This window comes from Streptococcus pseudopneumoniae (assembly GCF_038148935.1).
Classification (GTDB): domain Bacteria; phylum Bacillota; class Bacilli; order Lactobacillales; family Streptococcaceae; genus Streptococcus; species Streptococcus pseudopneumoniae_U.
In genome coordinates this window covers 1-13,235 of record NZ_JBBJZX010000053.1, presented here as the reverse complement: position 1 = coordinate 13,235, position 13,235 = coordinate 1, and the positions used below count along the sequence as shown (strand labels likewise).

The window sequence follows — 13,235 nt, the reverse complement described above, 5'->3', positions numbered from 1 at the left end:
TCGAAACTTGGTTTTGAAATATTTCCTTAAACGTGGAATATCTTCTACTAGCCCTTCTTCTCTACTAATCAATTCATATAAGCAAATCATGCCCTCTTGGTCCCAATCCGATAGTTCCCATAAATGCAAGTAATATTCATTTCTACACTTGTACACACTCCCCTGGACTTCTTCATACAATTCTTTAAGCATAGTCTTCCCCTTTCTGTGTACAGTCTAACAGATTCAAACACACTTTTGACACATTTCATCCATTCTGTTCTCTACACCGTCTTAACTGCACAAAAAAGAGAGGTCTTGCCTCTCTCAGGGTTATAATTCTGCGATTTGGTTTAGGTTTACTTCTGCAACTGTGTCATTACCAAACATAGAGATAATCATTTTTACTTTGTTATTATCAATTTCTGTAATCTTACCAGTGTAGTCTGCAAAAGCGCCATCAATAATACGTACAGTTTGACCAACCTCAACATCGAAATCAAATTCTTGAACAGTTTGTCCCATAGATACCAAAATGTCACGAATTTCTTGTTCCAATAATGGTGTTGGTTTTGATCTATTTCCGTGAGATCCTACGAATCCTGTAACATTTGGTGTGTTTCGCACAACAAACCAAGCTTCATCTGTCATGACCATTTCTACAAGAACATAACCTGGAAAGCGATTTTCTTCTACTTCTTTTCTCTTTCCATTTTTTTCAACTTGCACTGTTTGTGTTGGAATTTCAACGCGTAGAATATTATCCAACATATTATAGGTTTGTGCACGTTGTAATAGATTTTCTTTTACCTTATTTTCATAACCAGAATAAGTTTGTAAAACAAACCACCCTTTATCAAAACTATCCATGATATTTCCTTTCATAAATAGAAGATTTCTAGTGTAATTAACTCCACTAACCTTCTAAAAAATGTTAATAAATCGAATCAAACCTGAAACAATCAACTGGTCAAAAATGTAAATAATTACTACAAAGAAAGCTGTGTATTCCATGATAGAACGAAAATCTCTCCAGCTTTCCTTGCGAGTTGGCCATGTTGTGTCTTTAAGAAGTCTAAAAATATCTCCAATAAAACGCATCGCTCTCTCCTATCTCGTTTCTCTGTGTGTAGTGTACTTGCCACAATGCTTACAAAATTTATTTACTTCTAGTCGTGTAGGCTTGGGGGTTCCACTAATCTTGATTGAATAGTTTCTCGAACCACAAACCGCACAAGCTAGGCTTGCTTTTTTTAGTGCCATAACGCCTCCATCCTATCTATTATAACAAGAAAGCTAGGCTTTGACAAGCATCTTAGCGAAATAGATTGACTACCGAATCCCATATTGTTTGAGCTTTTTCCTTAATCTTAGCATCCGAGATAGCCCGACTAGCCTCATCTACTAGACTTTGCGCACGTCCTCGAATATCAGACAAATTATCATCTGTCTGGCTATTATCATTGGTTTGTACTTGTCTTTTTGTGTTAGCTGGTGCAATTCCATTTTTCTTATATGCATTTTCAACTGTGAAGGTACTTCCTGGCGTATAAGGTAAAATGGTATTTGCAATATTTCTAAAAACATGGGCTGCACCGTTTGAAGTAGATCCTGCTAGATAGTGATTTTCATCAGTGGTCGGAAAACCAAGCCAATGACTAATCACCACATCCGGAGTATAGCCAATTACCCACTGGTCACTTGTGTATTCAGGATTAAAAACTGCTTCGGTTGTACCAGTTTTTCCTGCCATGACATAGTCTGCAGGCGATGAACTAATACCTGTTCCGTTTGTAAATGTTCCCAACATCATACTGGTCATCTTGTCAGCTACAGACTTATCAATCACCCGTTTTTGTGAATTTTTATGGCTTGCAATAACTTGTCCACTAGCATTTTCAATTCTACTAATAAAATGAGCTTCCGGCATTAAACCTTCATTTGCAAAAGCAGCATATGCTTGAGCCATTTGCAGAGGATTGGTTTCGACACCGCTTCCCAAGGCAACACCAAGAACACGGTCGACCTTTTCCATGTTGAGTCCAAATTTTTCGCCTGCTTCAAAAGCCTTGTCGACGCCCAAATCATTAACAGTGGCAACAGCAGGTAGATTAAGCGATTCTGCCAAGGCTTGATACATGGGAACTTCTCGACTTGTTTTAATTCCTGCATAGTTATCAACCTTATAGCTGTTATACTGCATAGTATGGTTATCCAAGAGCTTATTCAAAGCCCAACCTGCCTCAACTGCTGGTGTATAAACAACTAAAGGCTTAATTGTAGAGCCAGGGCTACGTTTTGATTGGGTTGCATAGTTGAAATTCCGGAATCCAGTTTTATCATTGTCAGCAACCTGACCGACAACTCCACGAACTCCACCTGTTTTCGGTTCGAGAGCTACACTTCCTGATTGTGCAAATGTTCCATCCTCTGCTCTTGGAAATAGCGATGTATTCTCATAGACAACCTGCATATTTGCTTGGTAGTTTTGGTCCAGCTCTGTATAAATGCGGTAGCCATTATTGACAATTTCTTCCTCTGTTAGATTATACTTGGAAACAGCTTCATTGACCACAGCATCAAAATAAGAGGGGTAACGGTAATCAGAGATTTTTCCTTCATACTTATCGTGCAATTGCGAAGTCATATCAACTTCTGCAGCTTCGGTTTCTTGGTTTTTATCAATATATCCTGCTGCAACCATATTTTGCAAGACAGTATCGCGACGATTGGTAGAATCTTCTACAGAATTCAAGGGATTATACAGTTCCGGCCCTTTGAGCATCCCTGCCAGAGTCGCAGCTTGATCCAAACTCACTTCTGACGCAGAAACTCCAAAGTATTTCTTACTCGCATCTTCAACGCCCCACACACCATTTCCAAAATAGGCATTATTAAGGTACATGGTTAGAATTTGATCCTTACTATATTTTTTAGTCAATTCTAAGGCAAGGAAAAATTCTTTCGCTTTTCTCTCAACAGTTTGATCCTGCGACAGATAGGCATTTTTAGCCAGCTGTTGGGTAATAGTAGAACCACCACCTGAACGACCAGCAGTGACAATCGCCAAGAAGAAACGACCATAGTTAATCCCGTCATTTTTATAGAAAGAGCGGTCTTCTGTCGCAATAACGGCATTCTGCAAATTTTTACTGATATCAGTCAATTCAACATAAGTTCCTTTTTGACCAGACAAGGCACCAGCCTCCTTTTCTTCACGGTCAAAAATGAGAGTTCGAGTTTTCAAGGCATTTTGCAAATCATTGACATTGGTTGACTTGGCTACAGCAAACAAATAGGTTCCAACTAGCAAGCTTGCACTCAAACCTAGTATAAGGACAATCTTTGTTAGATGATAGCGACGCCAGAATTTTCGAATTGGACCTACTTGGGCTAATTTTTTTCGATCACTACGAGAGCGACGTAAGCTAGTAGAATCAGAGTCCTCTAGTTCACTTGTTTCTTTTTTAAAAAGAGAAAGAAATTTCTCGAATAATTTATCTAATTTCATGCGTTTATTTTATCATCTTCATCATAGGAAGACAAGAATTTAGCTATTTCCTATCAAAATAGGTCTTTTTTGTTACAATATCTGTATGAAATTCACATTTACATTACCAGACTCTCTACCTCAAATGACGGTAAAGCAATTACTTGAGGAACAACTCCTCATCCCTAGAAAAATCCGTCATTTTTTGAGAATCAAGAAACACATTTTGATTAATCAGCGAGAAGTTCATTGGAACGAGACGGTAAATTCTGGAGATGTTTGCCAGTTAACTTTTGACGAGGAAGATTATCCCGAAAAAGAAATTCCTTGGGGCAACCCAAACCTCGTTCAGGAAGTTTATCAAGATCAACACTTAGTTATTGTGAACAAACCAGAGGGGATGAAAACGCATGGTAATCAGCCAAACGAAATTGCTCTTCTTAACCATGTCAGTGCCTACGTTGGCCAAACCTGCTATGTCGTTCATCGCCTAGACATGGAAACTAGTGGTTTGGTTCTCTTTGCCAAAAATCCTTTTATCCTCCCCATTCTCAACCGCTTACTGGAGAAAAAAGAGATTTCCAGAGAATATTGGGCTCTAGTTGATGGAAATGTCAGCCGTAAAGAACTTGTTTTCAAAGACAAAATCGGACGTGATCGCCATGATCGTAGAAAAAGAATAGTTGATGCAAAAAATGGGCAATATGCTGAAACGCATGTAAGCAGATTAAAGCAATTCTCAAACAAGACTTCATTAGTTCGTTGCAAACTAAAGACAGGGCGAACCCATCAAATCCGTGTGCACCTTTCGCATCATAATTTCCCAATCCTAGGTGACCCCCTCTATAATAGCAAATCAAATACAAGTCGCCTTATGCTCCACGCCTTTCGACTGTCCTTTACCCATCCACTTACTTTAGAGAAATTAAGTTTCACTGCTCTTTCAGATACTTTTGAAAAAGAATTAAAAAAGAATGGATGATTGTTGTGTCATCCATCTTTCTATATAAGAAAAGCAAGACCAAGAGGCCCTGCTTTTTATCGACTCAAGAATTATTTAGCGATTTTTGCGAAGTATTCAAGAGTACGAACAAGTTGTGCAGTGTATGACATTTCGTTGTCGTACCATGATACAACTTTAACCAATTGTTTACCGTCAACGTCAAGAACTTTAGTTTGAGTTGCGTCAAACAATGAACCGTAAGACATACCTAGGATATCTGAAGATACGATTGGATCTTCAGTGTATCCGTATGATTCGTTTGAAGCTGCTTTCATAGCTGCGTTCACTTCGTCAACAGTAACGTTCTTTTCAAGAACTGCTACCAACTCAGTTACAGAACCTGCTGGAACAGGAACACGTTGAGCAGCTCCGTCCAATTTACCGTTCAATTCTGGGATTACAAGACCGATAGCTTTCGCAGCACCAGTTGAGTTAGGAACGATGTTTACAGCACCAGCGCGAGCACGGCGAAGATCACCACCACGGTGTGGTCCGTCAAGAATCATTTGGTCACCAGTGTAAGCGTGGATAGTAGTCATCAATCCTTCTACAACACCAAAGTTATCTTGAAGAGCTTTAGCCATAGGAGCCAAGCAGTTTGTAGTACATGAAGCACCTGAGATAACTGTTTCAGTACCGTCAAGAACGTCGTGGTTAGTGTTGAATACAACTGTTTTAACGTCGTTTCCACCAGGAGCAGTGATAACAACTTTTTTAGCTCCACCAGCGTGCAAGTGTTTTTCAGCAGCTGCTTTCTTAGCAAAGAAACCAGTAGCTTCAAGAACGATTTCTACACCGTCGTTAGCCCAGTCGATTTGTTCTGGATCACGTTCAGCAGAAACTTTGATGAATTTACCGTTAACTTCAAATCCGCCTTCTTTAACTTCAACAGTACCGTCGAAACGACCTTGAGTTGTGTCGTATTTCAACAAGTGTGCAAGCATAACTGGATCTGTAAGGTCGTTGATACGAGTAACTTCAACACCTTCTACGTTTTGGATACGACGGAAAGCAAGACGACCGATACGTCCGAAACCGTTAATACCAACTTTAACTACCATTAGTGATTTCCTCCTTATGAAAATCATGAAATTTTTATTGTGAAAAGAGTAACTTGAATCACTACAAATCACCTTTCAACAAACCTATTATATAACTATTTGAGTTGAATTGCAAGTATGGGCATTATTTTTCTATGTTAGTTTCTTTTTAAGACTGTAAATCAAGGAATCCCTTACTATTCATAGCGTAACGATTCTACTGGATCCATTTTACTAATTTTACGTGCTGGGAAGTAAGCTGATACATAACCAAGTAGTAGAGCGAAAGCTAGAGTTCCTAAAACAGATAACAAATTTAATTCAAAAACCTTAGTGATGGATGGGTAAAAGTGATTTACAACCGCATTCGCCAAACTTCCCACCCCTTGTGCAACCAAAAAGGCCAGTAACAAGGCGATGCCTACAATCCAGATAGCCTCGTAAATAAAAATTCCTTTGACATCACGATTTTGATAACCAACTGCCTTCATGACACCTATTTCCTTAGAACGTTGCATGATATTGATGTAAATAATGATACCAATCATGACCGCTGCTACCACAATAGCTTGTGATGAAAGTACAATCAACAATCCCTGAATGACACGAATAAAAGTAATCACAATATCAAGAACCTTCTGTTGAGAAAGAACAGTATACTTCTTGTTTTTCTGCAATTCTTCTGTTATCGCTTTTGTTTGTGATGGATCTTTGAGTTCCAAGATAAAATAAGATACAGCTTTTGTAAATCCAGCTTCTTTCAAAATTGTTTCCATTTGATGAGACGGCATGAAACTGTTGCTGTCCTCCAGGTCATCTTCATCATTGATCACACGTACAATCTTTGTTTGAAATTGAGCAGTCTTACTAGCTTCAGCAGCATTTTCTACAATGCTGGCTGAGACTGATTTGCCAATAACATCATTAGCTGTCAGGTTGTTTCCTGTCTGTTCATTCCAATTTTTTAGTAAGCTGATTGGAATCGTTAAGCCCTGTTCATTTGTATCAGTATAGAGGGATCCAGCTACCACTTTGTCCTTTTCATTACTACTAACAGAAATACTTGTATCCTCATAGAGACTCACTACTTGAGCATAAGAAGGCATCGTTTGACTCAGATCCATTTCTTGCCCATCTATAGTAATATTTGACATGGTCATCCCAAAAGGACTCTCCAAATATTTAATAGCTTCTTTCCCAACTGTATCCGTGATATAGTTCTTATCATCTTGGTTCAAAAAGCCTCGTCCAACATTTTTTGTGTTTAAAGCAATCTGAACTTGAGAAGGAATTTGACCTCCATTCGTATTTTCATCAATCATCGAAATCAATGCATTTCCCAAGCCGAAAGAAATTAAGACTCCTACAAAACCGATTGAGGTTGCTAGCGCAATCAATAGATTACGCCACTTTCTTTCCAGAAAGTTATTTAAAGAAAGTTTGAATTTGTTTTTCAATGATAATCCTTTATTTTTTGACTTCTTCAACGACTTCACCATCCTTCATTTTGATAATCACGTCTGCATATTCAGCAACCTCTGGATTATGGGTTACAATTAGTACTGTTTTCCCTGTTTGGGCTAAATTTTTAAATACCTCCAATACCATTTCTTGAGATTGAGAATCCAGCGAACCCGTTGGCTCATCTGCTACAATCATATCAGGCTGATTTACCAAGGCACGCGCGATTGCCACGCGTTGCTTTTGCCCACCAGAAAGTTGTTTAACATTTTTAGCTATAAAAGGTTCCATGCCCAAGTTACTTAATTGCTCCTTTGCAATCATTGTCATCTCCCTGTCAGATAAATCTTTGACATAGAGAGGTAGCTTGACATTGTCCAAGACAGACTGATGAGGAATGAGGTTAAAGTTTTGAAACACAAATCCAATCTTATCTTTACGAAATTGAGTTAGTTCAATCTCTGATAAGTCACGGAGAGATTCCCCTTTAAATTCTAAAACTCCTTCATATTGTCTGTCTAAACCGCTGATGATGTTTAGTAGACTGGTTTTGCCACAGCCTGACGGCCCGTAAATCGCTGTAATTTTACCTTTTGCAATCTGCAGGTTAATATTCTTTAAAGCCCGCTCTTGGTGTTTACCATCCAAGGCGTAAAACTTTGAAATATTTTTAATGGATAAAATGGACATGATTATCTCCTTTAATTACTTTTGACAACATATGTCGATATAAACTACAATAAATAATACTGATATAAACTATATTTAACAATATCAAGCCCCATAAACCAAATAGTTTAATTTGATTGAATAATAAGCAAACCATAACTGGTACGAAGCGAATAATGTACAACGTTATCCTTGTATTTATAGGAATTGAAAAAGCATCTAATTCTTTCGCATTCTTGAAATGATACTTTCTAAATATAATTATCTCTAACATTTGTATCCCTTGGCATAAAAAATATGCTAGAGAAACTCCGAAAAGAAATAGGGAAATATCTATAAAACCGTACCCCTGATAATTTAAAAAGAAATATAGCGAGATCGACGGAACTAAGATACTAATAAAATTTAAAGACCAAATTCTTTTTTTTATAAACTTATTAAGATTAACCCCCACAGCCTTCAGATAAGGGAAGTCCTTATTTAAAGTAAGAAAATAAAAATTTATCCCTTTATTGCTAAAAAATACTGTCCCTGAAAATAAAGCTGTATTCAATATCATCGCTTTATTCGAGATATCAATTCCTAAAAAATCTGGTAAAACCAACCACATGAACATAAACATAAATGTTGAAAATACAGGTATAGTCATCGCTTTAAACACCGTCAAACCATCAACGACAGATAATAAATAGGTCATACTGAACGATTTTTTAAACCTTGGCCTAACATACCTGATTTTCGGTATAAAAAATATACTATTAAGTAAAAAAACAAGTAGGCACGCAAATATTCCTAAAGAAATATCATAGAAAAAAATAACTACTAAGATGGGGGAAACTAGAATTAAATTCTTTAAAAAAACTATATTCCAAAATTCTCTCCCTGTGACATTGAAAAATATCCTCATTGTACTCTCTGTTTTAGTTTTTAAAACATAAATATTTTCATAAATTATTCCTAATAACAAAATTGCAGGAACAAGTATTTTTACTAATTCAAAGTATGATAGGATACCCCAAATTTGATTTGCACTTAATAGCTTATAAACTTCTTGTTTAGCAAAACAAAATATAAAAATCAAACTAACAGATGAAAAAAAATATTTGTAGGTCGATTGAAGCAACGATAATTCCTTGACATTATTCGAATCATTCCAGTATCCCTGTCGAGATAGGAATAATAGAGTAATAGAATAATAAAACTTTTCCATATAACTTTCCTCTACAAAGAAATAACCTGATCAACTGTCGGTAAAATTTCTTGCCTCTCGTGACTTACAATAATGAAGTGTTTGCCTAGATTTATCTTTTGCTCCATCAATTGAAGCAGATTTTCAACCGAAATTTGATCTAAACCTGATAAAGGTTCATCCATAACATACAAGTCCGAATCCAATAAAAGCGCTGCTATAAGCATTACTTTTTTCTTTTCTCCTAATGACAATGATTGAATTGTTTGTGTCATTAATTTCTCATTCAAATAAAATTGTTCTCGTAATTCTCTTAACCGCTCTTCGAACAAATTTGTTTCAATAAAAAATTGTTTCTGTAAAAATTCGAATAATAAATTAGGAGATAAACCAATGAAATAGTTATCCGAAGAATCTGGAACATAGCTAACCTTTTCTTCAGAAATCAATGAGCCAGAATATGGTTGAACAATTCCTAGTAATACTTTCAATAATGTTGACTTTCCTGAGCCATTTTTTCCAGTAATCAGTGTAAGACCTGAATTTGAAGTATCAAAAGAAATATTGTTAAACAGTATCCTGCTATTTATCCTATACGAAATGTTCTCTACTTTCATTTTTTCTCCTTTTATATTATAATTAAAATAGTTGATAGTTATGTCTATAATCTTTTTGAGAATGCCCTTTTTCAAACTGAGACATAACTATCAATTATTTTTTATATTAATTTCTAATTTTACTAATATTTTATGTAAAAATCAACTCTGTTCTATTAATTTCTAAACTAGAACCACTGTTTAATCCAGCCCCAAATTGCTGTTAAAATCCAGTCAATAATAATCCATTTGATAATTCTCCATACGAAACGCCACATAATAATTCCTCCTATTTACTAAACCATTGTTTAACCCAGCCCCAGATAGCTTCCCATAGCAAACTAATCAGAATCCATTTTACAATTTTCCATACCCAACGCCACATATTTTATTTCTCCTTTTTAAATTTCTATTTTAATTTTCTAAAAAAATCAAAATCTCTAAATGTTCTATTACTCTCCAACGTCATATCAAGTCCCTCATTTACTTCTCGTACAATAATAAGTGCATTATTTGCTATACCGACTAATGGATAGACTTTTAATATCTGGGGTTTTATTGTAATCAAATCCAATAAATAGCCGTTAACTCTTATTTCTACTTGAAGAAGAGTTGATAGCGTTTGTCGAATGAGCAGTACATCTCCTACTTCTGACATGCCAGCTAATAAAATATTATCTATTCTTTCAAATTCTAGCATGCTTCTCACCTTCATAAAAATAGCAACGATTGTCTATTTCCACCAAAGCAACGTTCCTAAAAGTGAAAAAAACTGAACCATCTTTAACTACCTCCTTTGTTATAAATGAAGTTAATGATAAATTACATTATTCAATAACTTTTCAAGTAAGCAAAAATTAGTAAGCCTCTTGCTTACATATTGGATTATATCAGTTTATAAAAAATTCTCCAATGACAGAAATGTCACTATTTTATTTAAACTGGTAAAATTAGAGAAAAAAGCTATCTAAACTAATCTTCAAAAATATTACATTTCTCAAAATATAATATAAATTAGACTAGACAAAAATTCAATTCAAAGCTAACATTTAAAACGTCTTTCCATAATAAAAGGCATAATATCAAAGTTTTTGTATGACTGATATTATGCCTTTTATTGTGAAAACATTTACTTCATTTTCTCCTGTCAAGTTTTTCCTTAGACTCTTTTATTATCCTTACTCCATTCCTTATCTAAACTAACAATTAACTGCTCATTACCAAACATCCTCGCCATCATTTTTGCTTCTTCATACTTTTGTTTTGCCGTATCATAATCAGTCTGAAGATAATATTTCCACTCCACCATCAAGACAATCGGTTGCTTTTGAAAATCTCGTGTTTTTTCAGAAATCCAATTAAGTTTTTCCACAGCTAACTTAAATAACTCTAAGTCATTCAATAATTCACAACTTCCCAGCCCTGCAAATAACACATCACGAACAAGAAATAAATCGTCCGTACTGCTATTTTCTACGTTATTACATACTTTTTGAAACATTGATTGAAGTTTTGTCTGCTCGCTAATAGATAACTGTCCTTTTTTTATATTTTCTAAATAACTACATAAAAAATACAATCGAATTTTCAAAAGATCTGAAAACGAAAATTCTCTTTGATTCCATAGTTCCTCAAAAGATTCATCTAAAAGCGCTATTCCATACTGTTCATTATCCGTCGCTCTCACTTCATCTATGGCTTGAAGACAATCCACTACCACTTTCTCATCACGTGGCAAATCATCATAAAAACATTCAAAAATCTCATCAAAATATTCTTCCTTCTGCTCCTGCAACTCCTTATCTCCATAGTCAGGATGATGTAAAAGAAAGTACTTTAATTCTTGGTAGCGTTTAGGCAATTCCTTATAATCTGGCATCAAGACGTAGGACGGAATTTCTAATCTATCTGCAATATATTCTAGTGTTTTTATCGTCGGGCGAAATTCTCCTTTTTCTATCCGCACCAACTGACGGACTGATAATTCAGACTCATCCCCGCAAAAAACTGGACGACTAAGTCCTTTTTCTTCTCTTAAGCCTCTTACTTTTTCACCAAAACTGTTCATTCCTTCGACTTTCTCCTATATTTTAAAAATATAATTTTTTATATTCTATCATAGTTTGGTGAAAACGACAAAAAAGAGACAGGAAATTCCTGCCTCTAGGCTGATAAACGATTATTTACGGCGTCCTGGTCTTTCTTTGTAACCATAGTAAGAATCTTCGATGATTTCTTGCATATGATCAACCATTGGAAGACGTGGGTTAGCTGGTGAACATTGATCTTCATAAGCAAGGAAGGCCAATTCACGAGAATGTTCTTTCCATTCTTTTTCATCGATTCCTTGTGCCTTGAAGTTCATTTGGATACCTACGCGCTCACCAAGTTCGTAGACAGCTTTTGCGTAAGATTCCACACCTTCTTCTGGAGTAGAAGCTGGAAGTCCAAGCATGCGTGCGATATCTTGGTATTTTTCATCCGCACGGTAGTAGTTGTACTTAGGCCATGTTGCTGTCTTAGCTGGACGTGTACCGTTGTAGCGGATAACGTATGGAAGCAAGATTGCATTTGTACGACCGTGGATTGTGTGGAATTGCGCACCGATTTTGTGAGCCATTGAGTGAGAAATACCTAGGAAGGCATTTGCAAAGGCCATACCAGCGATTGTTGAAGCGTTGTGCATTTTCTCACGTGAGTGGAAGTCTGCATTCTTAACTGAGCTTTCAAGGTTTTCAAATACAAGCTTGATGGCTTGAAGTGCAAGACCGTCAGTGTAGTCGCTAGCCATTTGTGATACGTAGGCTTCAGTCGCGTGGGTCAATACGTCCATACCAGTGTCCGCAGCAACAAATCCAGGAACTGTCAATACCAAGGCAGGGTCTACGATTGCCACAGTTGGTGTCAATGAGTAGTCAGCGATTGGGTATTTACGGTTGTTTGCTTTATCAGAGATAACGGCAAATGGAGTTACTTCAGATCCTGTACCAGATGTAGTTGGGATTGCGATGAATTTAGTCTTCTTACCAAGCAATGGGAACTTGAAGGCACGTTTACGGATATCCATGAATTTTTGAACAAGGTCACGGAAGTCCACTTCTGGTTGTTCGTAGAAGAGCCACATTACTTTAGCAGCATCCATTGGAGATCCACCACCGAGAGCGATGATTGTATCTGGTTTGAAGGCACGCATAATCTCAGTACCACGGTTTACAGTTGTGATATCTGGATCTGGTTCTACATCAGCAAAGATTTGGTAAACAACCTTATTGCGACGAAGGTCAAGTTGTTCGATGATACGATCAAGGAAACCAAGCTCTACCATGGCATGGTCAGTAACGATCATGACACGTTCAACGTCACGACATTTTTGAAGGTATTGAATTGAATCACGTTCAAAGTATGTTTTTGAAGGAAGTTTCATCCATTGCATGTTATTTCTCCGTCTTCCGACTTTTTTGATATTCAAGAGGTTAATGGCACTAACGTTATCCCCAACTGAGTTGCGTCCGTAAGAACCACATCCAAGTGTCAATGATGGCAAGAAGGCATTGTAAACGTCCCCGATACCGCCAAAAGTAGAAGGTGAGTTACAGATAACACGAATAGCTTTAACAGCTTTACCAAATTCTTTAGTCAGTTCTTCGTCAGCTGTGTGGATGGCTGCCGAGTGTCCAAGACCGTTAAATTCAACCATTTGACGAGCTTTGGCAATACCATCTTCACGGCTTTCAGATTTCAAAACTGCGATAACTGGTGACAATTTTTCACGAGTCAATGGCTCATTTTCACCAACTTCTTTACATTC

At 36.6% G+C, this 13,235-nt stretch carries 13 protein-coding genes and 1 pseudogene; 1 reads left to right on the top strand and 13 read right to left on the bottom strand.

The window, feature by feature from the left end:
* The 5 genes and pseudogenes from WKI42_RS06940 to pbp2a form a co-directional block, all read right to left on the bottom strand.
* Positions 1–192: pseudogene (locus WKI42_RS06940) on the bottom strand (sigma-70 family RNA polymerase sigma factor); the annotation flags it as partial.
* A 120-nt stretch (positions 193–312) separates the two neighbouring features.
* Positions 313–849 (bottom strand): transcription termination/antitermination protein NusG, encoded by a 537-nt coding sequence (gene nusG / locus WKI42_RS06935; RefSeq protein ID WP_000376739.1) that lies wholly within the window; start codon positions 847–849, stop codon positions 313–315.
* A 54-nt stretch (positions 850–903) separates the two neighbouring features.
* Positions 904–1,080, bottom strand: a complete 177-nt coding sequence (secE, locus tag WKI42_RS06930; RefSeq protein ID WP_001210991.1) for a preprotein translocase subunit SecE — start codon at positions 1,078–1,080, stop codon at positions 904–906.
* Positions 1,081–1,089: 9 nt separating this feature from the next.
* Positions 1,090–1,242 carry a 50S ribosomal protein L33 gene (gene rpmG, locus WKI42_RS06925; protein ID WP_014017356.1) on the bottom strand — a complete coding sequence of 51 codons (153 nt, stop codon included), beginning with the start codon at positions 1,240–1,242 and terminating at the stop codon, positions 1,090–1,092.
* Positions 1,243–1,294: 52 nt separating this feature from the next.
* Positions 1,295–3,490, bottom strand: a complete 2,196-nt coding sequence (gene pbp2a / locus WKI42_RS06920; protein ID WP_368081524.1) for a penicillin-binding protein PBP2A — start codon at positions 3,488–3,490, stop codon at positions 1,295–1,297.
* 85 nt (positions 3,491–3,575) lie between these two features.
* On the opposite strand from pbp2a, the gene WKI42_RS06915 reads away from it, so the two are divergent.
* The gene (locus WKI42_RS06915) at positions 3,576–4,451 is read left to right on the top strand and encodes an RluA family pseudouridine synthase (RefSeq protein ID WP_368081523.1); all 876 of its coding nucleotides are present in this window, start codon (positions 3,576–3,578) and stop codon (positions 4,449–4,451) included.
* 71 nt (positions 4,452–4,522) lie between these two features.
* Here the strand turns inward: WKI42_RS06915 and gap are convergent, their stop codons facing one another.
* From gap to WKI42_RS06875, 8 genes are all read right to left on the bottom strand, one after another.
* Entirely contained in the window at positions 4,523–5,533 is a 1,011-nt protein-coding gene (gap, locus tag WKI42_RS06910; RefSeq protein WP_000260662.1) for a type I glyceraldehyde-3-phosphate dehydrogenase, read from the bottom strand.
* A 176-nt stretch (positions 5,534–5,709) separates the two neighbouring features.
* Complete coding sequence (locus WKI42_RS06905; RefSeq protein WP_368081522.1) at positions 5,710–7,011, bottom strand: ABC transporter permease; 1,302 nt, start codon at positions 7,009–7,011, stop codon at positions 5,710–5,712.
* On the bottom strand, positions 6,980–7,663 hold the full coding sequence (locus WKI42_RS06900) for an ABC transporter ATP-binding protein (RefSeq protein WP_368081521.1): 684 nt from the start codon (positions 7,661–7,663) through the stop codon (positions 6,980–6,982). The genes WKI42_RS06905 and WKI42_RS06900 overlap by 32 nt, the downstream gene beginning before the upstream one ends.
* The gene (locus tag WKI42_RS06895; RefSeq protein WP_368081520.1) at positions 7,644–8,852 is read right to left on the bottom strand and encodes a hypothetical protein; all 1,209 of its coding nucleotides are present in this window, start codon (positions 8,850–8,852) and stop codon (positions 7,644–7,646) included. Before WKI42_RS06895 ends, WKI42_RS06900 begins: the two co-directional genes overlap by 20 nt.
* 11 nt (positions 8,853–8,863) lie before the next feature.
* A complete protein-coding gene (locus WKI42_RS06890; RefSeq protein WP_368081519.1) occupies positions 8,864–9,448 on the bottom strand; it encodes an ABC transporter ATP-binding protein in 585 nt (194 codons plus the stop codon).
* Between the two features lie 388 nt (positions 9,449–9,836).
* Positions 9,837–10,127: a hypothetical protein gene (locus tag WKI42_RS06885; protein ID WP_368081518.1), complete on the bottom strand. Its 291-nt coding sequence runs from the start codon at positions 10,125–10,127 to the stop codon at positions 9,837–9,839.
* Between the two features lie 459 nt (positions 10,128–10,586).
* Positions 10,587–11,495, bottom strand: coding sequence for an XRE family transcriptional regulator (locus tag WKI42_RS06880; protein WP_368081517.1), 909 nt, complete (start codon positions 11,493–11,495; stop codon positions 10,587–10,589).
* Between the two features lie 111 nt (positions 11,496–11,606).
* On the bottom strand, positions 11,607–13,235 hold a 1,629-nt coding region (locus WKI42_RS06875; protein WP_368081516.1), incomplete at its 5' end, for an iron-containing alcohol dehydrogenase.